Source organism: Pseudomonas sp. GW-45, from assembly GCF_056896675.1.
Map to the genome: position 1 here is coordinate 1,844,141 of NZ_CM167674.1, position 26,216 is coordinate 1,870,356.

Consider the following 26,216-nt stretch of genomic DNA (forward strand, 5'->3'; position numbering starts at 1 on the left):
ACGATTAACCTGCCAGTTTTTTCAACTCTTCGTCACGCAGTTCGCGGCGCAGAATTTTACCCACGTTGGTGGTCGGCAAGCTTTCGCGAAATTCTACAAACTTAGGCACTTTGTAGGCAGTCAGATTGCTGCGCATGTGCTCCTTTACCTGCGCTTCAGTCAAGCTCACATCAGCGCTCTTGACCAAAAAGACCTTGATAGCCTCGCCGGACTTTTCATCAGGAACGCCAATGGCAGCACACTGCGCAACACCCGGAATGGCAGCCATGACATCTTCCAGTTCGTTCGGGTACACGTTAAAACCAGAGACCAGGATCATATCCTTCTTACGGTCTACGATGCGCAGGTAACCGTCTTCCTGAATGATCGCGATGTCGCCTGTCTTCAGCCAGCCCTCAGCATCCAGGATTTCTTCGGTAGCTTCTTTGCGCTGCCAGTAACCCTTCATGACCTGCGGGCCTTTGACGCAAAGCTCACCCCTTTCACCGAGCGGCAATTCGTTATTCTCTTCATCGATGATCTTGCACAGCGTAGAAGGAACCGGAATACCGATAGTACCCAGGCGAATCTCATTAATGGGGTTCACGGTGGCTAGCGGGCTGGTTTCGGTCATGCCAAAGCCTTCGCATACTGGGCTGCCGGTGACTTTTTCCCAGCGTTCAGCGGTGGCTAGCTGCAGCGCCATACCGCCGGACAGAGTCACTTTGAAACCCGTAAAGTCCAAGGCACGGAACGCGGCGTTGTTGCATAGACCAGCGAACAAGGTATTAAGACCCACAAATCCGGTAAAGCGATGCTGCGACAGCTCCTTAACGAAGGCGTCGAGATCACGCGGGTTAGTAATCAGAATGTTGTGGTTGCCACTGAGCATCATCGCCATGCAGTGGAAGGTAAAAGCGTAGATATGGTAAAGCGGCAACGGGCAAACGATGATCTCTTCACCATCCACCATGCTGGAGCCCATCATTGCCTTGGCTTGCAGCATATTGGCGACCAGATTGCGATGGGTCAGCATTGCACCCTTCGCAACCCCTGTGGTGCCGCCAGTGTATTGCAGCACAGCGATGTCTTCTGCGGTGGGTGTCGCTTCGGTGAACGACAACGAGCGGCCTTGCGCCATGGTGTCATTAAACTTGACCATGCCGGGAATGGAATACGCTGGCACCATTTTTTTAACGTGTTTAACGACGGTATTAACCAGCAGGCGCTTCAATGGCGACAACATGTCGCCCACTTCGGTGACGATCACCTTTTTAACGCCGGTTTTGGGTACTACTTCTTCTGCCAGATGCGCCATATTGGCGAGACAGACCAGCGCCTTGGCGCCAGAGTCGTTGAACTGGTGTTCCATTTCCCGCGGGGTGTACAACGGATTGGTATTCACCACTACATAACCGGCACGCATGGCGCCGAATACGACAATCGGATACTGCAGTACGTTCGGCATTTGCACCGCGATACGATCGCCGGGCTGCAGTCCGCTGTGTTTTTGCAGGTAAGCGGCAAAATGCCCAGAGAGGGTATACATCTCACCATAGGTGAGGGTCTTGCCGAGATTGGTAAAGGCGGGCTTGTTTGCGAAGCGTTCGCAGGACTCTTTGAGTACAGCCAGAATATTGGGGTACTGATCGGGATTGATTTCTGAGGAAACGCCCGCTGGATATTTATCTTTCCAGAAATTTTCAATCATAGAAGCCCGCTCCTGAACGCAGTCGGCTTTTACATGCCGCTGATGTCTTATGGTTTTAACGCGCTGATGCACGCATTTCGCCGCAAATTTATAAGATATCGTTATCTCTGCGGACGAAGAACCGGAAGACTATCAGCTTTCCCGAGGGCAGACCAGCACCCCCGAAATCAGCTCAAGCGCGCTGTATGCGCGCGTTATCAGGTAACAAGCAGCTGACCGGGCGGTCAGTTTAGCTGAACAATCTTCTTTGCCACTTTACTCTTTATCGCGCAACTCACGACGCAGAATTTTGCCTACAGCAGACATGGGCAAGGACTCGCGCATTTCGTAGTACTTGGGCACCTTGTAACCAGTGAAGTTAGCCCGACAATAGGCCTTCAGCTCATCAACAGTTAGGTCCGGGGAGTTGGCTACTACAAACAACTTGACTGCCTCTCCAGATTTTTCGTCAGGTATGCCAATCGCAGCTGCGTTGGCAACTTTGGGATGCGCCGCTACCACGTCTTCAATCTCGTTGGGGTAAACGTTAAAGCCGGAAACAATAATCAGGTCCTTGATACGGTCAACAATGGACACAAATCCATCCGCATCAATCACTGCCACATCGCCAGTGCGGAACCAACCGTCGGCATCCAGCACTTCTTCGGTCGACTCGGGACGGTTCCAGTACCCTTTCATTACCTGTGGGCCTTTCACGCAGAGCTCGCCGCGCTCGCCGATGCCTAGCTCCGCGCCCTCCTCGTTTATCACCTTGAGTGCAGTGCCAACAGCAGCCAAACCTACGGTGCCGATTCGCGCTAGGCCGTCACCAGGGCTGGAAGTCACTACCGGAGAGCATTCAGTCAGACCATAGCCTTCGCCAATCTTGCAGCCGGTTTTCTTCTCCCAGCGTTCAGCTGTTGCCTTAACCAGCGCCGTGCCACCGGAACCAGTACTTTTTAGATGGCTGAAATCGATATTGGCAAACTCCGGATCATCCATCAGCGCAACGAACAGGGTATTGAGGCCTACCACTGAAGAAAATGGCCACTTCTTAAGTTCAGCGACAAAACCAGGGATATCACGCGGATTGGTGATCAGCACATTGTGATGGCCGGCGATCATCATGCACATGCAGTTCACGGTAAAAGCAAAGATATGATAGAGCGGCAGCGGCGCAATGATCACTTCGCCGCTGTCTTTGGTTATCTTTTGGCCGTCTTTACCCACTTGCTGCATGGTTGCATACACCTGCAGCATGTTCGCCACCAAGTTGCCGTGGGTCAGCATGGCGCCTTTAGCTACACCCGTAGTGCCGCCGGTATATTGCAGTACAGCAACATCATCCAAGGTTTTCTTAACGGCGTTTGGAGTCTGTCCTGCGCATTGCTTCAGCGCTTTCTTGAACGACACCGCTTGAGGGAGTTGGTAGTCGGGCACGATCTTCTTAACGTACTTGACCGCAGCATTGGTGATAACACCTTTTAGGCCGGGCAACATATCGCCGATGCGTGCTTCAAACAGAAATTCGATCTCAGTATCGGGCAGTACTTCTTGCACCAAGTGACCGAACATATTCATGAAGATAAGCGCACGCGCGCCTGAGTCTTGGAACTGATGACGCATTTCACGCGCGGTATACAGTGGGTTGGTGTTTACCACGACCAAACCCGCACGAATTGCACCATAAACTGCAATGGGAAACTGCAATACGTTCGGCATCTGCACCGCAATACGGTCGCCGGGCTGCAAGGTAGTATGTTGCTGTAAGTAACTGGCGAAGGCCGCAGAATGGCGATCTAGATCAGCATAACTGAGTGTCACACCCATATTGCTGAACGCTGGACGGTCACCATGCTTGGCGCATGCCTGCTGGAAGACATCAATGATTGATGAGTATTGGGTGAGATCAATCGTCGCTGGGATGCCGGCGGGCCGTTTGTCGTCCCAGAAGGAAGCGTCCATTATTTTTATCCTCTTTCCCGTTGTTACATTTGTTATGAGTTGTTTTGGTTGTCGGCAGGCTCTAGCTCATAGCTCAAGCGTCAAAAATCGCGCTGCTGCACAAAGATCAACAAAACTAACAGCTGCCCCGGCAAATACAAACTGCAGAAGTGTTTCATTTGGTTTGTGAATACCCGACACCTCTCGCCTTATACCGAGACACTGGATTAACCTGCGTTAACAAACAATAACAATCAGGATAACAGCCGTCATGAACTCTGCCAGCAAAGCCGGCAACCCGGCGATGACCGACTTGGTACACGCACCGCAATGGCACCCCCAAGGATCCGTGCGTGCCAATATAATCATCTGTCATGGCATGGCTGAACACGGCGCTCGCTACGCCCGTTTAGCTTCGAATCTCACCCCTGAAGGCATCGCGGTATATGCGCCGAACTTGCGTGGACACGGCCCGCAAGCTGAAGCAAAACCGGGCCAATTGCCCGGGGGCTGGTTAACGTTGGAATCCGACCTATTGCACTGGGTCAACGAGGTGCGCGCACTCTACCCCGATGCGCCCCTGATGTTGTTAGGACACAGTATGGGCTCTTACCTGGTGCAAGGTTTTCTATTGAAGCACTCGGCATTGATTGATGCAGTCATCCTTAGCGGTAGCAATGCCCACCCTCCCGCGCTGAGTTGGTTCGGTCGCATTGCCGCCCAAATCGAGGGCCGCTTGCGCGCGCCAGACGCACCAGCCCAGACATTAGGTAAGCTGAGCTTTGGTCAATTCAACAAAGCTTTTGCACCCAACCGTACTGAGTTTGACTGGCTGAGCCGTGACACGGCTGAAGTTGACGCCTATATCAATGACCCTTTATGTGGTTTCACTCTCACGGCAACCTATTGGCGAGGTCTTTTTTCTACCCTGCTGCGGATAGCCGATAAACAGCAGCTTGCAAACATCAAGGCAGGCTTGCCCATATTAATTATTGGCGGCGAGAACGACCCGGTCAGTGCCGGTGATGGTTTACGCAAACTACAACAGCGCTTGCAGCAGGCACAGCTTCAGCGGGTAGAATTAGTGCTCTATCCGCAAGCGCGTCACGAGATATTCAACGAGATCAATAAAGATCAGGTGACCAGCGATACGCTGAACTGGATCATGACCACTCTTTCATTCAACACCATAGAGAATCCGGCTGATGAAAATGCTTGAAAACCGCACCTACGACGAACTCAATGTGGGCGACAGCGTCCGCGTCGATCACCTGGTCAAGGAGCGCGATTTGATTCTGTTTGCCGAAGTGTCGGGCGATGTAAATCCGGTACACCTCGACGAGGCGTTTGCTGCCAACACACCATTCAAAGGTCGAATCGCCCACGGTATGTTTTCTGGCGCACTGATTTCCGCGACCATTGCCTGCGAATTGCCTGGGCCAGGCACCATCTACATCGCTCAGGAAATGAGCTTTCTGCGCCCGGTCCGCCTGAATGACACCATCAGCATTGAACTTGAAGTGCTGGAAAAACTGCCGAAAAACCGCGTTAAAATCGCTACTCGCGTATTTAACCAAGACGGAAAGAAGGTCGTCGACGGCGTCGCCACCGTTATGGCTCCGACCGAAAAAACCGCTATTCCTCAGCCCGCGTTGCCGCCTATCAGTTTCTGATTCCGCGGCAATAAAAAACCGCTGCAGGGCAGCGGTTTTTTATTGCTTCAACTTTTATCCATGGATGAAAGCACTCAGCTAGTTTATTTGCTGAGAACCTTCATGCCATCCTCAAGTCCTTGCAGGGTTAATGGGTACATTTTGTCTTCAATCAGATCACGAACGATCTGGGTGGAGGTTGTATATTCCCACGCGTCCTTCGGGTAAGGATTAATCCAGATAAGCTTCTTGTACTTCTCCTTGAAGCGCTGAATCCACACATGCCCAGCCTCTTCGTTCCAATGTTCTACGCTCCCACCAGGTTGGGTGATTTCGTAGGGTGCCATGGCTGCATCACCAACGAAAATCACCTTATAATCCGGGCCATACTTGTTCAGCAAATCAGTGGTCGAAGTGCGCTCACTGGTGCGACGCATATTATTTTTCCACACTGACTCGTAGAGGCAGTTGTGGAAGTAATAGTATTCGAGGTGTTTGAACTCGGTGCGGCAAGCCGAAAACAACTCTTCACACACCTTGATATGCGCATCCATCGAACCGCCGATATCAAACAGCAGCAGCAGTTTGACTGCGTTACGACGCTCTGGTCGCATTTGAATATTCAGCAGTCCAGCATCCTTGGCGGTGTGATCAATAGTGCCATCGATATCCAACTCATCCGCCGCGCCTTGGCGAGCAAATTTGCGCAGACGTCTCAACGCCACCTTGATGTTGCGGGTACCCAGTTCAATCTGGTCATCCAGATTTCGGTAATCGCGCTGTTCCCATACCTTGGCTGCCCTGCCCTGACGCTTGCCAGCATCGCCGACACGGATGCCTTCAGGGTTATAACCGCCCGAGCCGAACGGACTGGTGCCGCCGGTACCTATCCACTTATTTCCGCCCTCGTGACGCTCTTTTTGCTCTTCAAGGCGCTTTTTGAACTCCTCGATCAGCTTGTCCAGACCACCAAGCGACTCGATCTTGGCTTTTTCCTCATCACTCAACATGCGCTCGAATTCTTTGCGCAACCAGTCGTCCGGAATCATCGCCTCAATCAACTGATCAAGGTTGTCTAGACCCTTGAAGTAGGCGCCAAACGCACGGTCAAATTTGTCGAAATGACGCTCATCCTTAACCATCACAGTGCGCGACAAGTAATAAAACTCATCCATATCTGCGAACACCACATGGTGTTTCAGCGCATTGATCAAGTCGAGCAACTCACGTACCGAAACCGGTACCTTGGCTGCCCGCATTTCATTGAACAGGCCCAGTAACATGGGCACCTCCCAGTCAGGGAAACACAATAAAAGTCAGCGTATGCGATAGGTCGGCCGATCAAACAAAACTGCTTGATTCAACGCCGCCCATCACTCGATCTGACATTCAGTCAGATCGTGCGCTATGGTCTTCGGTGTTTCCTTAGCGGTTTTGACGACGCGTCATGAAGGCCAGACGCTCAAGCAACTGCACGTCCTGCTCGTTCTTGACTAGCGCACCGTACAACGGCGGAATCGCCTTGGTGGGATCGCGGTCGCGCAATACGGCTTCTGGAATCTGGTCTGCCATCAGCAGCTTCAGCCAGTCAACCAGTTCGGAGGTAGAAGGCTTCTTCTTCAGACCTGGCACTTTGCGTACATCGAAGAAGATATCCATGGCTTCGGAGAGTAAATGCGTTTCAATCTTCGGAAAATGCACATCAACGATCTTCTTCATTGTTTCGCGAGTCGGGAACGCGATGTAATGGAAGAAGCAGCGACGCAGGAAGGCATCCGGCAGCTCTTTTTCGTTGTTGGAGGTAATGATAATGATCGGGCGCTGCTTAGCCTTGATGGTCTGATTGGTCTCGTAGACGTAAAACTCCATCTTATCGAGCTCTTGCAGCAGGTCATTTGGAAACTCAATGTCGGCCTTGTCGATTTCATCAATCAGCAAGATGGCACGTTCCTCCGATTCGAAGGCCTCCCAGAGCTTACCTTTCTTGATGTAATTGGCAACATCATGGACCTTCTCGACGCCTAGTTGCGAGTCGCGCAAACGGCTCACAGCATCGTACTCATACAGACCTTGATGCGCCTTGGTAGTCGACTTGATGTGCCAAGTGATGAGTTTGACGCCCATCGATGCTGCCAGCTCTTCTGCCAGCATGGTTTTACCGGTACCTGGCTCACCCTTGATCAGCAGCGGACGTTCCAGGGTGATGGCAGCGTTAACTGCCAGTTTCAGGTCGTCGGTAGCGACGTAGGACTCAGTGCCTTCAAACTTCATCGGATATTCCTTGGGCCGAAGCCCGGTTTACACCAGGCATTACGTAAAATAAATGTGGTCGGAAACTATAGCGCGCGGGCAATTGGGCTGTAAACGCAGGGAGACCATGCAAAATATGAATGATACAGCGCCATCACCCTCGGCGAGATGACCTCAGCGCTCGTCCTGCACTTGCTCGAAGCGCGAAGTGAAAGCCTCAATAAAGGCGTTACGCAAAATTCCAAAAAACGCCTGCAGTGGGCTAACATCCGCTTGATCAATACTCCCGGACAACTCCACACGGGTAGCAAACTGATCTCGCTTCTGGTTCTGCAGCACGGTCTGACTGCCGCCGACAACGGCCTCCCATATGCCGCGAAAAAACCCCTTATCGTCGTCTTTGAAATCCTGTTCAAAATTGAAAATATCAACGTTGCGCAGTAGCGGTTTTACATACCCTTCCAGCTGGCTGTCACGCACCTTTGCTTCAATGACTAGATCGCCAGTCCCATCTTTGAAATCGAATTTGCCATAAGCTGATGCAAACTCATTCATACGGGGCAACTCAAGATCGGTCATTCGCAGACGAAAATCGAGATTTTCCATACGCACCAATGGGTCGAATTTTGCTGATACTTCTAGCGGTGCCTGCCCGAGAAAGAGCGCTGTTCCTTCTGCGCTGGCATCGCGAGCACCTTCTTGCTGTTTGGCATTAGTCAGGTTGAGCACCGTCAGATCCAACTCGCTAATATAAATATTTACGGGTGGTTCTGAATTGAAATTTCGGAAGGCGATCACACCTTGATTTATGTCCACGCGATCAAGACGCAGAGGCAGAATGGACTGCACCTTCTCCCGCCAATCCACGCCGGTTCCGCCCTGCTTTTGCTCTTCACTATCACCGTCGACAAAGTTGAGCTCAGGCCCGTTCACTTCCATTTCAGCAACCAGCGCCCCGCTGCTCCAGATAGGACGCAGACGAATTTTCACGTTGGTTTCAGGCAATTTTAAAAAAGGGACCTGAGTATTACCGTCGATCTTGACGATGTTCAGACCCTCCATGCGGTAAGCACCGCGCCATAGCACTATGTCTACATCCTCAACATGACCACGGTAGTCGCCCATATTGGCCATTTTTTTGTTCAGCACATCCTTAACAAAAATAGGCAGCAGCAAATGCACCAGCAGTAACAGCACGGCCAGCACTAATATGGTAATCAAGAGGTAGCGACTTTTACGTTTCATATCAGGTGGACCTTTCCATTCGCTGGCAGTTCAGCTTGAATTGACGGATATAGCCGCCCGGCATAGGCTGGTGCGCTTCGCTAAGATTATCACGCGCCCGCGCACAACCATTGCACAAGAATCAAACAAACAGGAGTTCACGCATGAGCCGCATCTTCGCAGACAATTCACAGGCCATCGGTAATACCCCGCTGGTAAGAATCAATCGACTCGGCCCCCAAGGCGTGACCATCCTGGCCAAGATTGAAGGACGCAACCCCGCCTACTCCGTCAAATGCCGTATTGGCGCCAGTATGGTCTGGGACGCTGAGTCATCTGGCCGCCTTAAACCCGGCATGACTATTGTGGAACCGACATCAGGCAATACCGGTATCGGCCTTGCTTTTGTCGCCGCCGCCCGTGGGTACAAGCTTGTGCTAACCATGCCGGCATCCATGAGTCTGGAGCGCCGCAAGGTACTCAAGGCGTTGGGCGCTGAGCTGGTCTTAACCGAGCCCGCCAAAGGCATGAAAGGCGCCATCGACAAAGCCTCTGAACTGGCTCAGCAAAACCCCGAAGAATATATATTGTTGCAACAGTTCGAGAACCCAGCTAACCCAAGCATCCACGAAAAAACGACCGGCCCAGAAATCTGGAACGACACCGAGGGCAGCATCGATGTGCTCGTATCGGGCGTTGGTACTGGCGGCACCATTACCGGGATATCTCGCTACATTAAACAGACGTGTGGCAAACCCATCATCTCCGTAGCCGTTGAGCCCACTAACTCGCCGGTCATTAGCCAAACCATGGCAGGCCAAACAGTGCAACCCAGCCCGCACAAGATTCAAGGCATCGGCGCAGGCTTCGTGCCAGGCAATCTAGATCTGAGCCTGGTCGATCGTGTTGAGCAGGTGAGCGATGAAGACTCTAAGCAAATGGCACTGCGTTTGATGCGCGAAGAAGGCATTTTGTGCGGCATCTCCTGCGGTGCGGCGATGGTGGCGGCAACGCGCATCGCGGAAGAACCAGAAATGCAAGGCAAAACCATTGTGGTTATTCTGCCGGACTCGGGTGAACGTTACCTTTCCACAATGTTGTTCGCCGATATCTTTAGCGATCAGGAAAACGTCCAATAGGTGTCAACCGCTGCCGCCTCTCCTGAGCGCGGCAGCTTCTATCTCTTCAGCGCTTCCGCACAGCGCTCGGACTGGCTATGCTGCGAGGATGATCCCCCGCAACAGGCTCTCTGCAATGTCTTACTCTCCCGATCTTATCGCGCAACAAATACTTGTTGGCTTCGACCTTTATCGCGCTCAGTTCCGTGAACTAACAGCTGGAGCCCGTGCGCGCTTCGAGCAGGCGCACTGGAACGATATTCAAGAAGCATCGACTCAGCGTATCAATGCGTATGAAGACCAGGTTCACCGCACTGCGAACGAACTGGGTGCATCCGACGCGGGCTCAACCGTAAATGACGTCAGCGCTTGGCCCGCAATCCGCCTAGCGTATATTCAGGCGATTGAGTCACGTTTTGACGACGAATTGGCAGAAACCTGGTTCAACTCAATTTTTTGCAGTTTGCATCGCCACGATCAGATTAGCGATGCAACCATGTTTGTGCACAGCACCCGGCCCGCCACGCGACCACCATCGCGCAACGCCCTGACCCGCGGTTTTATCTCGGACGGCTCACTGGAGAATCTAGCGCGCCAGGTGATGCAGGAATTCAGTTTCGATACGCCTTGGGAAGATTTTGAGCGCGACGCCCAAATGATAGTCGCAGAACTCCAGCAGGGCCTGCCAGACTGGGCGCAGATGGACCGAGGCTTAACCATAGAGCTGGTGCAGACCGTGTTTTACCGCAATAAAGGCGCCTATCTGGTGGGCAGGCTGATCAGCCAACAAGAACAGTGGCCTTTTGTACTGCCGCTGCTGCACCGTGAAGGCAAGGGTATTAGCGTCGATACGGTGATTACTGACGAGTCAGAAGTATCGATCATTTTCTCCTTCACCCGATCGTATTTCATGGTGGAAGCGGCGGTGCCCAGCGAGCTGGTGGCTTTTCTCAAGCGTTTGTTGCCCGGTAAACACATGGCCGAACTCTACACAGCCATCGGCTTTTACAAACAGGGCAAGTCTGAGTTTTATCGCGCCCTTATCGCTCACCTCGCCAACACCGAAGACCGTTTTATCATGGCCCCCGGTGTCCGCGGCATGGTCATGAGCGTGTTCACCCTGCCCGGCTTCAACACCGTCTTCAAAATCATCAAAGACAAGTTCGCGCCTTCAAAAAACATTGATCGCGCTACCGTGATTGAAAAGTACCGACTGGTTAAACGTCATGACCGTGTAGGCCGACTAGCGGACACTCAGGAATTCGCCGACTTTCGCTTCCCCCGCGATCGCTTTGATCCCGAGTGCTTACGTGAGTTACTTGAGGTGGCACCGACTACCGTGGTCGAAGAAGGTGACGTTATCCTGATCCGTCATTGCTGGACCGAGCGGCGCATGACGCCTCTCAATATCTACTTAGAAAACGCCAGCGAGTCCCAGACCGAAGACGCACTATTTGATTACGGCAAATCCATCAAGGAGCTCGCAGCCGCCAATATTTTCCCTGGCGACATGCTGCTGAAGAATTTCGGCGTAACCCGGCATGGGCGCGTAGTATTTTATGACTATGATGAAATCAGCTATCTGACTGAAGTTAACTTCAGAGTGATTCCAGAAGCCCTTTATCCGGAACAGGAGATGGCGTCTGAACCCTGGTATTCAGTATCGCCTAACGATGTATTCCCCGAAGAGTTTCCGGTTTTTCTGTTCGCAGATATTCGTCATCGACGTCAGTTTTTTAAAATGCACGGCAACCTCTTTGACGCCAGCTACTGGCAGGGTTTGCAGCGCCAGATAAAGGATGGACAGGTGATTGATGTGTACCCCTACCGACGTCATCACCCAGCACCCTAACGACGCCCTCAACACGCCATTTGTATTTAATTTAAAAAAACCGATGAAAGGCGTGTTATTTCTGAAATCTGTCGTATACTGAATTTCGTTTATTCAACCCAGACAGTAGCTGTCAACATAGCTTGACTTGCACAACTGAAAGGCGCAGAGTAAACGCGTAGGTTTTCAAGAGATAGAGTTGTAGGCTGCAAGCGCACTTTTCAGTACGTAAGTTTGTCATTCTCGCAATCTTTGATTCCCACGCTTTAATTGAGTGCAAGCTCAAGTATTTCAATTTGATAGGAATTATCCGAAATGGCAACTGGTACAGTTAAGTGGTTCAACGACACTAAAGGTTTTGGCTTCATCACTCCAGACGGCGGTGGTGATGACCTGTTCGCCCACTTCTCCGAAATCAAGGTTCAGGGCTTCAAGTCTCTGGCCGAGAACCAGAAGGTGTCTTTCGACATCACTACTGGTCCTAAGGGCAAGCAGGCAGCAAACATTCAAATCGTCAGCTAATTCTGACCTTTGAATAGAAAAACCCGGCTTATGCCGGGTTTTTTATTGCTTGAATTTTCTCTCTTGCTTCGCTCGCCACGCAGAAAAATTACTCGCCTCAGAGCGCCTTCCATCGTACCCTATGGCGCATATAGCAGAGGCCTAAGCACCTGCACCATCGCCCGTCTGGGCGGCTGATTAAAGACCACGCCTATCAGCTCACGCCTCATTTTCCGCCGCCAGCATCAACTTCCCAGCCGGCAGCGTCGACCACAAGGGGGTTTACCAGTGGATAACTTGGGTAGCAGCCAAAGCCAGGAAGCAATTAAGGTCACCATTTTCCGTGCAGCCGAAGCCATTGTCAGTGAGCTCGGTGCATCACAGCTGACTTTCGCCACGCTCAGCGCACGCAGTGAGATCGCCGAGCCCGACATCAAAACGCTGTTTCCCGATCGCGAAGCATTATTAAGTGCAATGATCGAATACCGCTTGGAGCGTTTCCGGGTCCGTTGGGGTGCATACGAAAGCGTGTTACCCGATGAACCCATGCGGGAACTCAAAGCACTGTTGTTAAGTAATATGAGCGAGTCTAGCGAAGAGAAGAATCTGGATTCGGCGATCTTTGCTGCAGCAGCAAGCGATCCAGCTTTACTACAGACCAGTGCCGATAACGTGCAGGGGCTGTTTGATATTCTAGAGAAATCGCCGCTGGGTTTGGCGCAAGCCAGTGTCTTGTTTTTCTCGGTACGCGGTTACCGGCTATTCGAACAGCTGGGTATGTGCCCCATGACCGACGCGCAGCGCACCGAGTTTCAAGAACAAATCATGCGTCTGGCGCGGATTATGAATGAGCAGCGCAGCGGCCAATAATGGTTGCTGCGCAAAATTACCCGCAGAGCTACGCCTGCGGGCTTGTCAGGCGTGTAACCTAAGCTTGGCGCTCACTGGCAGCAGGTTCGTCCTGCTTGCGCCAGTGGTGGTACAACGCACGTAAACCTACAAAGAAGATATAAACGGCAAATGCCAAGGCCATTACCAAGCTGAGCTCGCCGAGCATGCGCGCCTGATTTTCCCCGGTTGAAAGCACTGTATCCAACAGATAAATCAGGAAAGCTGGGGCCTGCCACGGCGCGCCCACCTCTGCTTCAGTAGGCGTAAAGAGCAAGACTGCCATCACGATCCACAGCGGTTCGCGAATGAACCACCATTTGATCAATCCGGCTAATTTCCACCAAACCAGCCAGCAGCCCGTAGCCGCAGCTAGATAAACCAGCCACACGGTTTGGTATTCTGATTCATTGAACATCGACAATTATCCACTCGGCTACATTACGCGGCCCATCATAACGGTTTTTACTCCATGCGTCCTGATCACCAGCAGCCTCAAGCCCATCGCCAGAGCGGCGCTGACCCCTATGCTTGGCTGGAGCAACGTGATGCTCCCGAGGCAGTAAGCTACCTGAATGCCGAGAACGCCTACACTGATGCCTGGCAGCTACCGCAGCGGGCGTTACAACAACAACTGTTTGACGAGATCAAAGGGCGTATTCGCGAGACGGATTTGGGCCTACCCAGCGCCAAAGGTAAATGGCTCTATTATCAACGTACTGAGACCGGTGCCGAGTACCCACGTTTCTACCGTTGTGCGCGACTGGTGCCCGACAGCCTGGCAATAGACAGCCAAAGCGAGCAACTCTTACTCGATTTAAATCAACTTGCCGCGGACCACGAATTCCTGCAACTCGGTGATTTCAGCATTAGCCCCGACCAACGCTCACTCGCCTACAGCCTCGACACTCAAGGCAACGAAACATATCGGCTATTTTTGCTGTCACTGGACGACCAACAGACTCATGAACTGAGCCTTGAGGAGGCCGACGGTAGCCTGTGCTGGGCGCTGGATAGTCAGACGCTGTTTGCTGTCAGCATGGACGAAACCTCGCGCCCGGCGACCCTGTGGCGCTTACAGCTCGACCACGAGCCGGTTGAGGTCTTTCATGAGCCTGATCAGCGATTTTATCTTGGCGCCTACCGTAGCAGCTCAGAACGTTTCATTTGCGTTAGCAGCACGAGTAAGAACACCAGTGAAGTACATTTTTTGCCCGCCAATGAGCCGACCGCAGCACTACAGTGCCTGGCGGCACGTGAGCAGGGTCACGAATACGATGCCGATCACGGTAATCAAGGCTTTATGATTCGTAGCAATCGACTCGGAGAGACGTTCTGCCTGTATCGCTGCTCTGCCGAGCACCCCGGGCTGGATAACTGGCAATTGGTCACAGCGCCCGACCCAGCGCGCACACTGGAAGACGTCAGCTTACAAAGTACCGCCCTAGTGCTGCAGTACCGCAACCAAGCGTTGGCGGAGTTGGAAATACGTGCCGATGGCGTACAGCCCTATACTCTGAACATGCCCGAAGCGGTCTACAGCCTCAGTGTGCAAGGTGGCGAGGAATATATCAGCGCGCAAATCCGGCTGCGTTACGAGTCACTCAACCGGCCAGCAGAAGTCCGAGCTTTAACACTCGCTACTGGCGAACAAAAGGTACTCAAGCAAACGCCGGTAGAGGGCGACTTTAACGCTGACGACTATTTGGTCGAGCGTCTCTGGGCTGAAGCCCCGGATGGTGCTCGTGTACCCATCAGCCTGATCGGCCGCAAGGATGTCAGTGGCTGCGCGCCTTTATATCTATACGGTTATGGCTCCTACGGCGCATCTATGGATCCTTGGTTCTCTCACGCTCGCCTGTCCTTGCTGCAGCGAGGTTGGCGCTTTGCTATCGCCCACATACGCGGCGGTGCCGATATGGGTGAGTATTGGTATCAACAAGGGAAGCTCGAACACAAGGCAAACACCTTCACTGACTTTATTGCCTGTGCCGAGCAGTTGATTAATTTGGAAAAAACCAACGCTCAGCAGCTAACTGTTGCTGGTGGCAGCGCAGGCGGCCTGTTGATTGGTAATGTCATCAATCAACGGCCTGAATTGTTTGCTGCCGCTGTGGCGGATGTGCCCTTTGTGGACGTCTGGAATACCATGAACAATCCTGACTTGCCGCTCACGGTGGGTGAGTACGAAGAGTGGGGCAATCCAAACGAACCCGACGTTGCAGCGCGCATCAAAAGCTATGCACCCTACGAGAACGTAGCGGCACTCGACTACCCTGCCCTTTGGGTTACCGCCGGCTATCACGATGTGCGAGTGCAGTATTGGGAGGCCGCAAAGTGGGTGGCAAAACTGCGCTATCTGCGTAGCAATGATCAACCCCTGCTGCTGCGCACGCAAATGAGCGCGGGTCATGGCGGTGCTAGCGGACGCTATCAGGCAATGCGCGAAGTAGCTGAGGAATACAGCTTTTTGCTGAAAGTCATACCAGGGCACTCAGGCAATTAATTAATAGCCAGGCACAAAAAAACCGAACCCATCACTGAGTTCGGTTTTTTATTGCACGCTATTTTTTAAAAGCGTGCGTTTACCTCATCAAACTGAGCTTCGATGCTTGCTGATGGTGGCGCAGTCAACAGCGAGACAACGATGATCGCGATAGTCGCAAAGATGAAACCGGGAATGATTTCGTACAACCCCCAGATCCCCAGCTGTTTCCAAACCACTACAGTTACGCCGCCGACAATAATGCCTGCCAGCGCGCCGTTGCGGTTCATGCGGCGCCAGAATAAGGAGAGAATCATCGCCGGACCAAAGGCAGCCCCAAAGCCTGCCCAGGCGTAGGACACCAGGCCCAGCACAGTACTCTCTGGATTGAAGGCGAACATCAACGCCAACATAGCAATACCGACAACCGCAAAGCGACCAACCCACACCAGTTCCTGTTGAGTGGCATCACGGCGGAACAGCGCCTTGTAGAAGTCTTCTGCCAGCGCTGAAGACGACACCAGCAACTGCGAGTCAGCGGTGGACATAATGGCAGCCAGAACCGCAGCCAACAGAATACCAGCGACCAGCGGATGCATTAACGCTTGAACCAGGGCCAAAAATACGGTTTCCGCATCTGCCAGACCTGCTTCACCAAAGTAGCCGATGCCAATCCAGCCAATCACCAATGCTGCAACCAGGCAAACACCCGACCAGATCACGGCAATGCGACGTGCAGTTGGCATTGCTGCATCGCTTTCAATGGCTTTGAAGCGCGCCAAAATATGCGGCTGGCCGAAATAACCTAAGCCCCACCCCAGTAGCGAGATAATAGCAACAAAGCCCAACGGCGCGCCTTCGACATCAGTCCAGATGTTCAACAGCTCGGGGTTACGCGCTTCCATTGCTCCGTGCATGGTCTCCCAGCCGCCCATCGAGTTCAGCGCCATTATCGGCACCACGATCAGAGCAGCAGCCATCAATAGGCCTTGGATAACGTCAGTCCAGGACACTGCCAGGAAACCGCCAAAGAAGGTGTAGGAGATAATTGCCAGCGTGCCAACAATCACGGCAATGCTGTAATCGAAACCAAAGGTGCTCTCAAACAGTTTGCCTGCCGCAACCAAACCGGAGCTGGTGTAGAACAGGAAGAACAACAGAATGAAAATTGCCGAGATCACCCGCAACAGACGACTTTTGTCTTCAAAACGGTTTTCAAAGTAGGCTGGCAGAGTCAACGAATCACTGGCGGCGTGCGAGTAAACCCGCAAGCGGCGTGCAACAATCAGCCAGTTCAACCAGGTACCCACGAGCAGACCTATGGCGATCCAGATGGCCTCATAACCAGCGGTCAGAGCGTAACCGGGCAAGCCCAGCAGCAACCAGCCACTCATATCCGAGGCGCCGGCCGACAGTGCAGCCGTACCTGGCCCCAACGAGCGGCCGCCGAGTATGTAGTCCGACAGATTGGTGGTGCGCTTATAGGCTATAAAGCCCAGGGCGAGCATGACCCCGATATAGACCACGAAAGTGGCCGTCACGATTGCGGTGTTACCGTCCATTATTCTTCTCTCTCTAGGTTGCTGAAGTATCCCAGCTTTAAACTATCCCTACTGAATGAGCTGCGTTATTGCTTTAGCACTTACCGACGAGCCTCAGGGCTCGCCGTCCCCCAACGACAACAGGCTAGCGTTACCGCCAACCGCCGTCGTGTTGATCGTTCGCGTACGCTCAGTAACGAAGCGCAGCAGATAATGCGGGCCACCCGCCTTGGGACCGGTACCTGAAAGCCCCTGACCACCAAATGGCTGAACCCCAACTACGGCGCCAATTTGATTACGATTAACGTATACATTACCAATTCGCACGCGTGCGTCGATATGTTCGGCAGTGTCTTCATTACGGCTATGGATGCCAAGCGTCAGGCCGAAGCCAGTCGCGTTGATCTCATCAATGATTTTATCCAGATCCTTGTTACGCCAGGTCACCACGTGCAGAACCGGTCCAAACTGCTCTTTATCCAGCTCGCTAATACCATCTAGACGGAAGGCAACAGGGGCAATGAAATAACCATCCAGCTCTGCCGGCAACTTAGTTTCTGCTATCAGCCGCCCTGCCGCCTTCATCTTGTCGATATGTTGCTGCAAACCAGTGCGCGCCTCAGCGTCAATAACCGGGCCGACATCGGTGGAGCGATAACCGGGGTTGCCGATATTCAGTTCCGCCATAGCGCCCTTGAGCAGCTCCAGTACCCGTTCAGCGATGTCTTCCTGTACGAATAGCACTCGCAGCGCCGAGCAACGCTGACCCGCGCTCTGGAACGCAGAATGCACCACGTCCTTGATCACTTGTTCTGGCAGTGCAGTGGAGTCGACGATCATAGCGTTCTGGCCGCCGGTCTCGGCGATCATTGGCGCTATGGCGCCATCACGCGCCGCCAGTGCGCGATTGATGATGTGTGCTGTTTGAGTCGAGCCGGTAAAGGCAACGCCGGCAATACGCGAATCGGAGGTCACAACGCTGCCTACCTGCGCACCATCACCTGGCAATAACGCCAATACTTCTTTCGGCAGGCCGGCTTCGTGCATCAGCTCCACACAACGCATGGCGACCAAACTGGTTTGTTCCGCCGGTTTAGCCACTACGGTATTACCGCATACCAAAGCGGCTGATACCTGACCCAGGAAAATCGCCAGCGGAAAATTCCACGGGCTAATACAGGCGAATACACCACGGCCTTGCAGATAGATTTCGTTACTCTCACCAGTCGGCCCCGGCAACGTAATGGTCGCAAAGCGTTGGCGCGCCTGTAGTGCGTAATAACGGCAGAAATCCACCGCCTCGCGTACTTCATCAATGCCGTCCTGCAGGCTTTTGCCAGCTTCCAGGGTGCAGAGCGCCATGAGCTCGGGCATGTGCTCTTCAAGCTTGTCAGCCGTACGCTCAAGCACCGCTGCGCGCTCATCTACCGGAGTTGCGTTCCAGCCCACAAAAGCGGCGCTGAGAGAGTCGATTGCGCCACGCGTCTGCTCGGCGCTGGCCCAAACCACTTCGCCGACTTGTTGCGACAGCTGGTACGGGCACATGATCTTGCGCACTCCGCCACTCAGACGCTGCCCCGACACCAGAGGCGCTGCCGTCCACTGCTTGTCCCACCAGTTGTTCAACTCTGCCTGCAACGGCAGCCACTGATCGAGAATGTTCATATTGATACCACGCGAATTCCGACGTGCATCACCGTAGAGTGCCGGCGGCAAAGGAATCCGTGGGTTAGCCAGATTAGCGTGCCGCTGCAAGCTGGTCACCGGGTGCTCGATCAAACCTTCAACCGGCACCCGAGAGTCCACCAACTTATGCACAAAAGAGGAGTTCGCACCGTTCTCCAGCAGGCGACGTACCAAATAGGGCAGCAGATCTTTGTGCGCACCAACCGGAGCATAAATACGCACTGGGCAACGAGCCTTCTCAATCACTGTGTCGTACAAGGCATCACCCATGCCATGCAGTCGCTGGAACTCAAATTCTTCGCCGTCAGCCATCGCCAGAATGCAGGTCACTGTGTGTGCATTGTGGGTGGCAAACTGCGGATAAATCAGACCACGGGTAAGTGGGCTAAGCAGGTAACGTGAACATGCCAGATAGGACACATCGGTTGCTTCCTTGCGAGTAAAGACCGGGTAACCCTCAGTGCCAGCTTGCTGGCACCACTTGATTTCCGAGTCCCAATACGCGCCCTTCACCAACCGCACGGGAATGTAATCGCCCTGCTGCTTGGCTAACAAGGTCAGCCAGCAAAGTACCGGCAGCGCGCGCTTGGAGTAAGCCTGTACTACCAAGCCGAAATTACCCCAACCTTTCACGTCCGGATGCTGATAAAGCTTTTTGAATAGTTTGAGCGAAAGCTCCAGCCGGTCTGCTTCTTCGGCGTCGATGGTGATGCCCACGTTGCCTATGCGCGCTTGGCGTACTAGCTGCAAAACGGTCTCGCTCAGCTCGGTCAGCACCTGCTCTTCGCGCGACGTTTCGTAGTGCGGATGCAATGCGGAGAGCTTGATCGAGATAGTCGGTTTGGGGCTCGTGCCCTTGTACTTGTCGTCTACCAGGGCTGTGATGGCATCGCTGTAGTCTTTCAAATATTTGGCGGCATCAGCGTGAGTCAATGCGGCTTCGCCGAGCATATCGAAGGAGTAGGTATACCCATTGTCGCGCTGCGACTTACCGTTCTTCAGTGCTTCTTTAATGGTACGGCCAAGCACAAACTGACGGCCCATTATTTTCATCGCCTGCATCATAGCGGCGCGGATAACCGGCTCGCCGCTGCTCTTGACCAAGCGCCCGAGCACAGTACCTGGCGTACCGTCATGGCGCTTATCGAGATTAACCACCTTGCCGGTCATAACCAAGCCCCAGGCGGCGGCATTGACCAGGGTGTTATCGCTTTGCCCAACGTGGCGATCCCACTGTGCGGCATTCAACTTGTCGCGAATCAACGCATCAGCTGTATCGGCATCCGGCACGCGCAGCAGTGCTTCGGCCAGACACATCAGCATGATGCCTTCCTGCGTATCCAGGCTGTATTGCTGTAACAGGGCGTCAATACTGTCTATTGCATTATCGCGCTTACGTACATCCAGAATCAGTTGGCGTGCTTGCTCGGTCAATGCAGTAAGGTCGCGCGCGCGCGCGAGTTCCAATAGCTCCTGCAGATAAGCCGATTCATCAACCGAATAATTTTCACTTACCTCATGTAGAAACTCATCAGGACTACTGCCCAAAAAATCGCCCTGCAACACTGTGCTCGCTTTAAACATCCTGGCATGCTCCTGGAATCGCCTATCGTCGTCAGCCACGAAAACGACAGATGAATGAGTTCGCCTGTCTCCTAACCCTAGACCATGGTTGGTAATAGAACGAATCATCCGTTGTTATTGAAACCAATACGGCCGAAACAGCGGACGCGCTTACGCATAGAATCGGCCAACCATCGACTCTAGAAGCAGCTCAGGGAAAAATATTGTTGAAAACTACGGATTTTTTGCAAAAAACTAGGGAGCAACCCTGCGGCTAGTGCAATCGACCTAAGCGTAGCTGCCTTGGCGTAAGACCGAACTGGCGACGCATAGCGTGATTTAGTGCACTCTGGCTGGAAAATCCGCAGCGGCTGGCTAGCTGCGCAACCGGCAAGCTGGTTTCACGCAACAGCTTTGCAGCCTCACGCAAACGCAGCTCAAGTACGTGTTGATGAGGTGTTTTGCCCGTAGCTTCACGAAACAACGAATGAAAGTGGCTTGGGCTGACGTGAACCCGGCCAGCCAAGGCGGCGACACTGACGCCCTGATCCAGATGCTGTTGCACAAAATCGTCTATATGTTGCAACTCAGCGGCGTCCAGGCCGCGGGAACGGGTCTGCTCAGGCGCCAATAATCGCTCGTGCAGTGCATGCAGCAACACACCACCTAGATGCCAATTCAGCCCCGCTGCCGTGAGTGGCTGATTCAAGCTGTGGTCAGCAAAATCCAGAAGGCCCTGCAGATGGTGGTCAAGCTGGATAAAACGTGGGCGCTCGAACAAGGCCTCGAGTCGTTCATCAGCATAATCTGCCAAACCCGACGCTTGCGTAGGCAGGTCCATGATTAGCATATGATTTTGCCCGCGCCCGGAAAAGGCATGCGCCTCACCGCCCGGAACCAAACACGCATGTAATCGATTAACTGCTCCGCCCTGCCCCATAACTTCGAAATCGGCACAACCTTGCAAACCAATAACCAACTGGTGCTCAGGGTGCGCATGGGTGGCCGATTGAGTTGGCAAGTCGAGGATGCGGGTTTTGATCATTTAAAGATCTTGCCACAGTCAGGTAAAAATTACCCGCCATTGAAATTTGCCTCGAGCGACTCCACCTTTTAACCAACCGATAGATAAATATCCTTTACGCAGCCGTAAGGTAGACCCGATGACAGAACAGGAATCCGCAACTTCAGACTTTATCGAGCGAGATCAGGACGAGCCTTCGGGTACCAGTTTGGCGCTACCCAATCAGCGACTGCCAAACCGGCTGTATCTACTGCCAATCAATAATCGCCCCTTTTTCCCCGCTCAGGTAATGCCCGTAGTGGTCAATGAAAAACCCTGGGCTGAAACCATCGATCTGGTCGCCAATACCGAGCACAAAGCGCTGTCGCTGTTTTATCTAGATCAACCCGCACCGGCCAATGGTGAGCTATCTACCGAACTCTTGCCTGAGACAGGCTGTGCTGTGCATATCCGCCATGCAGTGCGTGAAGACGGCAAGATCCAGTTTATCGCTCAGGGCCTTACCCGAGTGCGCATCACTAAATGGTTAAGCCGTAAACCGCCATACTTAGTCGAAGTGGAGTACCCCACTACCGCTGACGACGAGCGTGACGAGGTACGCGCTTATGCCATGGCACTGATTAATGCGATCAAGGAATTGCTACCACTCAACCCGCTGTACAGCGAAGAACTAAAAAACTATCTAAATCGCTTCAGCCCGAACCAGCCTTCACCGCTGTCCGACTTTGCCGCTGCGCTGACCTCAGCCAAAGGCAGTGAACTGCAAGATGTACTGAATACCGTGCCGGTGCTGCGTCGCATGGAAAAGGTGCTGGTGCTCCTGAAAAAAGAAATCGATGTTGCCCGCCTACAAGGCGAGATCAGCGCCGAGGTCAATCGCAGTATCAGTGCACATCAACGCACCTTCTTTCTGAAGGAACAGCTGAAGGTCATTCAGAAAGAACTGGGCCTATCTAAAGATGATCGTACCGCAGACATTGAGCAGTTCCGCGAGCGCCTCACAGGAAAGCAGGTTCCGGAAGCCGCGCAGAAGAAAATCGACGACGAGCTCAACAAGTTATCGGTTCTGGAGACCGGCTCACCCGAGTACGCGGTCACGCGCAACTATCTGGACTGGGCGACGGCAATGCCCTGGGGCCTCACTCATCCAGACAGGCTCGACATCAAACACGCGAAACAAGTACTGGACCGTGATCACGACGGGTTAGATGACGTTAAACAACGGATTCTCGAGTTTCTCGCGGTAGGCACGTTCAAAGGCAGCGTCTCCGGTTCAATCATCCTGCTGGTAGGCCCTCCTGGCGTCGGCAAAACCAGCATCGGTCATTCAATCGCCGAAAGCCTCGGCCGACCTTTCTATCGCTTCAGTGTTGGCGGTATGCGCGATGAAGCAGAAATCAAAGGCCACAGGCGCACCTATATCGGCGCCATGCCTGGGAAATTTGTGCAGGCGCTGAAAGATGTAGGCGTAATGAATCCAGTGATCATGCTGGATGAAATCGACAAGCTGGGCAGCAGCCATCAGGGCGATCCGGCTTCTGCGCTACTGGAAACCCTCGACCCGGAACAAAATAGCCAGTTTCTGGACCATTACCTCGACCTGCGTGTAGGCCTCTCCAAGGTATTGTTTGTATGCACCGCGAATACCCTGGACAGCATTCCAGCTGCCTTGCTCGACCGCATGGATGTAATTCGGCTTTCCGGTTACATCGCTGAAGAAAAACTGGCTATCGCCAAGCACCACTTATGGCCCAGGCAGCTTGAGCGCGCTGGCTTGCGTAAAAGCCAACTGCGGATTACCGACAAAGCTCTGCGCCAGGTCATAGACGACTACGCGCGCGAAGCAGGTGTACGCACCCTCGAGAAGCAACTAGCAAAGCTGGTGCGAAAATCCGTAATGCAGCTGTTGGAAGACCCGCAACAGAAGCTGAGTATCAAGCCTGCGGATCTGCAATCACTGTTGGGTAGTCCCGCCTTTAAAACCGAAAAGCGACTCAAAGGAACCGGTATTATCACTGGGCTAGCCTGGACCTCCATGGGTGGCGCGACCCTGCCGATTGAAGCGACACGCATTCATACCCTGAACCGTGGCTTCAAACTGACTGGGCAGCTAGGCGACGTTATGAAAGAGTCCGCAGAAATCGCCTACAGCTATCTGTGCGCAAACCTCAAGACCTACCGAGCAGACCAAGGCTTTTTTGACGAGGCCTTTGTGCATCTGCATGTGCCCGCAGGTGCCACGCCAAAAGATGGTCCTTCCGCCGGCGTGACTATTGCCAGTGCCCTGCTCTCTCTGGCGCGTCAACAGGCACCACGCTCAGGCATTGCGATGACTGGCGAAATCACTCTTACGGGGCATGTGCTGCCCGTCGGCGGTATCCGCGAGAAAGTTATTGCCGCACGCCGGCAAGGCATCTATGAGCTGATTGTACCCGAAGCCAACCGAGGCGATTACCAGGAGCTACCGGACTATCTCAAGGAAGGTATGCAGATGCACTTCGCCAGCCACTTCCGTGACGTTGCAAAGCAACTCTTTGACTAACACCGATTAGCAAGCACAAAAAAGGGCGACTCGCGTCGCCCTTTTTTGCTGATGGCCAAGAAGCCATGGTTACACTTGTAGTCGTTGATCAGTTATCGCGGTCACCGCGCCGATCATCAGAGGTCACACTAAAGCGATGGTCTTCGTCCAACTCTTCGACTTCAGGAAACTCATGCAAACTGCTTTCAAAGTCGTCGTCTTCAGGCTCTTCAACTTCAGCTTCTTTCTTGCTCGTTGATTTACGCGAAGGTGCTGGGGAAAGACCTTCAATCAGCTCCCAGTCAGGGTCAAGGGTAAAGTCATTCAGATTGAGGCGAGTGTCGGCCAGCGTCTCATCATCCGCCAACACATCATCGACCGTATCTAGAGCGGCAGCACTGGCCATACCTGTTTCCAGTTGCGGGAAACGTGCCTTAAGTTGATCAACCCGGCCCATGTCTCCACCCAGAGATTCAATCGCCTGCGCCTGCTCAGCAAAACCTTCAGCGTCGCCAAGTTCACCCATTACACGCGCTTGCTTATAACGCAACTCCAGGCGCTCTGGCTCTTCGGCAATTGACTTGTCCAGCATGGTGCGGGCTTCAGGAAAGCGGCCATAAGTGATGTACAGCTCTACACCATCCATGTCGTCCAAAGGATCAACTGGCGCTTCAGGAGCGGCTACCACAGTGGCTGCTTTTACATTCGCTTGATCGCGCGGTGAAGCCATGCCCGCCGCGCCAATCACGGGTTCGTTAAGTGCGGGAGCACCGACATCAGATTTACCGGTCGTACGCAGCTTTGAAATCAACCAACCGAATACAAATGCCAAACCTGCAATCGCCAAATACCACCAGCTGAACCAAGAAGAGGACTCTTGCGGTTGCTCGGCTGTGTCCGTAGGCAGTACCTCAGCTGAGATTGAGCCGGCAGTTGGACTGTCGCTGCCGCTGGCCGACGCATTCGCGCCACCGGCACCAGCACCCAATGTGCCTGTCGCAGCCGCGCTGGCGATGGCCGCCTCACCTTCCGCCTCGCGCGCTGCACGTAAGACTTCGAGCTCGGCTTGCAAGCTGGCAATCTGACGATCACGATCATCCAGTTCACTGAGTAGCGCGTTAAAACGGCCTTCCAGATCAGTCAGTCGGCTAAGTAACTCGGCGGAATTAGCCTGAGTGGCAGTGACTTCGCTTTCTTCGATACGTAAACGCGCTTGCTGATCCTGCGCGCTTGCATCGTCAGTCGCTTGAACGTTACCCGGCTGACCGCGTTCATCATCAGCCTCAGCAGTGGCTGCCGCCGCCATTTCAGCGTCAGTCAGAGGCATCTGTGTGCTTTCATTGGGCAGCGATTGGCTGTCCGCAGCCACGTTTGGCGTGGGCACATTTTCTGGAGAGCTTTGCGCAGCGGTAGACTCAGTTTCAATAACACCCAACTGATTTGCAGTCGGTAGCGTCAAAGTCTGGCCGAGCTTGAGACGGTCGCGGTCACCATTAACGAAAGCAGACGTGTTCAGTGCATGGATAGCGGCCATGGTATCGGGAATGCTGGCGCTGTCGGCCGGGCGTGTACGGTGGGCGATATCCCACAGCGTGTCGCCAGACACGGTAACGTACTGCTTAGCGCCACTTTGCGGCTCCAGCGTTGGCAAGGGTTGCGCGTCTGGTGCCGCAACCGGTGCCGGGGCACGGTTAGTAGACTGCACCCTGGCTGGCGGCGCGGACTGCGCCATGCTTTGGACTGGCGCCGGCGCATTATTGCCATACAACGGCGGATCCAGCAGCAGAGTGTACTCGCGCAGCAGACGACCACTAGGACGACGCAGCTCCACCAGGAAGTTCAGATAAGGTTCGCGCACCGGTTGACTGGAGTCGACCTGAATGGCGAGCTTATTGCCCTGCATAACTGGCTTGAAGCGCAGGTCAGTAAGGAAGTAGGGGCGTTCGATGCCGGCCTCGTCGAAGGCGGCACTATCCGCTAGAGAAACCAGTACATCCTCCGGCGAAAGTCCTTCTGCGCCTTGCAAAACAATGATTGCACTCAGTGGCTGGTTCAGCGCCGAGTCGAGTTGCATCTCGCCTAGCCCCAGCGCATTGGTGACTCCGACGTAGAGAGCTGCCAATGATGCAGCTCCCATGACTATTTGGCGCTTAACAGCCATACCCTTTCCTCATTTTCCTGTGAGCTTCGACAGCACTTTTTCAAGAGCGAAACTCCGCTATCCGTTGCTTGATTTTTTTGCACTGCCCGAACGACCAATTTGCTGACCATAAGGGATTTTCACTGCGATCATTATGCCACCACGACAGCTATAAAAAG

General features: G+C 53.5%; 18 protein-coding genes. 8 read left to right on the forward strand and 10 right to left on the reverse strand.

What is annotated here, in order from left to right; translation table 11 throughout:
• Positions 1-4: 4 nt before the first annotated feature.
• Both fadD1 and AC1XYH_RS08425 read right to left on the reverse strand, forming a co-directional pair.
• The gene (fadD1, locus tag AC1XYH_RS08420; RefSeq protein WP_483326129.1) at positions 5-1,690 is read right to left on the reverse strand and encodes a long-chain-fatty-acid--CoA ligase FadD1; all 1,686 of its coding nucleotides are present in this window, start codon (positions 1,688-1,690) and stop codon (positions 5-7) included.
• A 255-nt stretch (positions 1,691-1,945) separates the two neighbouring features.
• Entirely contained in the window at positions 1,946-3,634 is a 1,689-nt protein-coding gene (locus AC1XYH_RS08425; protein ID WP_483326130.1) for a long-chain-fatty-acid--CoA ligase, read from the reverse strand.
• 250 nt (positions 3,635-3,884) lie between these two features.
• Here AC1XYH_RS08425 and AC1XYH_RS08430 point away from each other — a divergent pair, with 250 nt between their 5' ends.
• On the forward strand, positions 3,885-4,832 hold the full coding sequence (locus AC1XYH_RS08430) for an alpha/beta fold hydrolase (protein ID WP_483326131.1): 948 nt from the start codon (positions 3,885-3,887) through the stop codon (positions 4,830-4,832).
• A complete protein-coding gene (locus AC1XYH_RS08435) occupies positions 4,819-5,286 on the forward strand; it encodes a MaoC/PaaZ C-terminal domain-containing protein (RefSeq protein ID WP_483326132.1) in 468 nt (155 codons plus the stop codon). The genes AC1XYH_RS08430 and AC1XYH_RS08435 overlap by 14 nt, the downstream gene beginning before the upstream one ends.
• A gap of 83 nt (positions 5,287-5,369) precedes the next feature.
• On the opposite strand, the gene AC1XYH_RS08440 is transcribed toward AC1XYH_RS08435, so the two are convergent.
• From AC1XYH_RS08440 to AC1XYH_RS08450, 3 genes are all read right to left on the reverse strand, one after another.
• Positions 5,370-6,548 carry a vWA domain-containing protein gene (locus tag AC1XYH_RS08440; protein WP_483326133.1) on the reverse strand — a complete coding sequence of 393 codons (1,179 nt, stop codon included), beginning with the start codon at positions 6,546-6,548 and terminating at the stop codon, positions 5,370-5,372.
• 142 nt (positions 6,549-6,690) lie between these two features.
• Positions 6,691-7,536, reverse strand: a complete 846-nt coding sequence (locus AC1XYH_RS08445) for an AAA family ATPase (protein ID WP_483326134.1) — start codon at positions 7,534-7,536, stop codon at positions 6,691-6,693.
• Positions 7,537-7,689: 153 nt separating this feature from the next.
• On the reverse strand, positions 7,690-8,760 hold the full coding sequence (locus AC1XYH_RS08450) for a DUF748 domain-containing protein (protein ID WP_483326135.1): 1,071 nt from the start codon (positions 8,758-8,760) through the stop codon (positions 7,690-7,692).
• Between the two features lie 143 nt (positions 8,761-8,903).
• On the opposite strand from AC1XYH_RS08450, the gene cysK reads away from it, so the two are divergent.
• From cysK to AC1XYH_RS08470, 4 genes are all read left to right on the forward strand, one after another.
• Positions 8,904-9,878, forward strand: a complete 975-nt coding sequence (cysK, locus tag AC1XYH_RS08455) for a cysteine synthase A (protein WP_483326136.1) — start codon at positions 8,904-8,906, stop codon at positions 9,876-9,878.
• Between the two features lie 115 nt (positions 9,879-9,993).
• A complete protein-coding gene (gene aceK / locus AC1XYH_RS08460; RefSeq protein ID WP_483326137.1) occupies positions 9,994-11,709 on the forward strand; it encodes a bifunctional isocitrate dehydrogenase kinase/phosphatase in 1,716 nt (571 codons plus the stop codon).
• 294 nt (positions 11,710-12,003) lie between these two features.
• Positions 12,004-12,210 (forward strand): cold-shock protein, encoded by a 207-nt coding sequence (locus tag AC1XYH_RS08465; protein ID WP_483326138.1) that lies wholly within the window; start codon positions 12,004-12,006, stop codon positions 12,208-12,210.
• 267 nt (positions 12,211-12,477) lie between these two features.
• Entirely contained in the window at positions 12,478-13,059 is a 582-nt protein-coding gene (locus tag AC1XYH_RS08470; RefSeq protein ID WP_483326139.1) for a TetR/AcrR family transcriptional regulator, read from the forward strand.
• 58 nt (positions 13,060-13,117) lie between these two features.
• Here the strand turns inward: AC1XYH_RS08470 and AC1XYH_RS08475 are convergent, their stop codons facing one another.
• Entirely contained in the window at positions 13,118-13,495 is a 378-nt protein-coding gene (locus AC1XYH_RS08475; protein WP_483326140.1) for a hypothetical protein, read from the reverse strand.
• 54 nt (positions 13,496-13,549) lie between these two features.
• On the opposite strand from AC1XYH_RS08475, the gene AC1XYH_RS08480 reads away from it, so the two are divergent.
• Positions 13,550-15,583 carry a S9 family peptidase gene (locus AC1XYH_RS08480; RefSeq protein WP_483326141.1) on the forward strand — a complete coding sequence of 678 codons (2,034 nt, stop codon included), beginning with the start codon at positions 13,550-13,552 and terminating at the stop codon, positions 15,581-15,583.
• Positions 15,584-15,648: 65 nt separating this feature from the next.
• Here AC1XYH_RS08480 and putP read toward each other — a convergent pair whose 3' ends face one another.
• From putP to AC1XYH_RS08495, 3 genes are all read right to left on the reverse strand, one after another.
• On the reverse strand, positions 15,649-17,124 hold the full coding sequence (gene putP / locus AC1XYH_RS08485) for a sodium/proline symporter PutP (RefSeq protein WP_483326142.1): 1,476 nt from the start codon (positions 17,122-17,124) through the stop codon (positions 15,649-15,651).
• A gap of 93 nt (positions 17,125-17,217) precedes the next feature.
• Complete coding sequence (gene putA / locus AC1XYH_RS08490; RefSeq protein WP_483326143.1) at positions 17,218-20,373, reverse strand: bifunctional proline dehydrogenase/L-glutamate gamma-semialdehyde dehydrogenase PutA; 3,156 nt, start codon at positions 20,371-20,373, stop codon at positions 17,218-17,220.
• A 253-nt stretch (positions 20,374-20,626) separates the two neighbouring features.
• Positions 20,627-21,397: a helix-turn-helix transcriptional regulator gene (locus tag AC1XYH_RS08495; RefSeq protein WP_483326144.1), complete on the reverse strand. Its 771-nt coding sequence runs from the start codon at positions 21,395-21,397 to the stop codon at positions 20,627-20,629.
• A 118-nt stretch (positions 21,398-21,515) separates the two neighbouring features.
• Between AC1XYH_RS08495 and lon the strand changes: the two genes are divergently transcribed.
• Complete coding sequence (gene lon / locus AC1XYH_RS08500) at positions 21,516-23,918, forward strand: endopeptidase La (RefSeq protein ID WP_483326145.1); 2,403 nt, start codon at positions 21,516-21,518, stop codon at positions 23,916-23,918.
• Between the two features lie 88 nt (positions 23,919-24,006).
• Here the strand turns inward: lon and AC1XYH_RS08505 are convergent, their stop codons facing one another.
• Complete coding sequence (locus AC1XYH_RS08505; RefSeq protein ID WP_483326146.1) at positions 24,007-26,058, reverse strand: type IV pilus assembly protein FimV; 2,052 nt, start codon at positions 26,056-26,058, stop codon at positions 24,007-24,009.
• Positions 26,059-26,216: the final 158 nt, after the last annotated feature.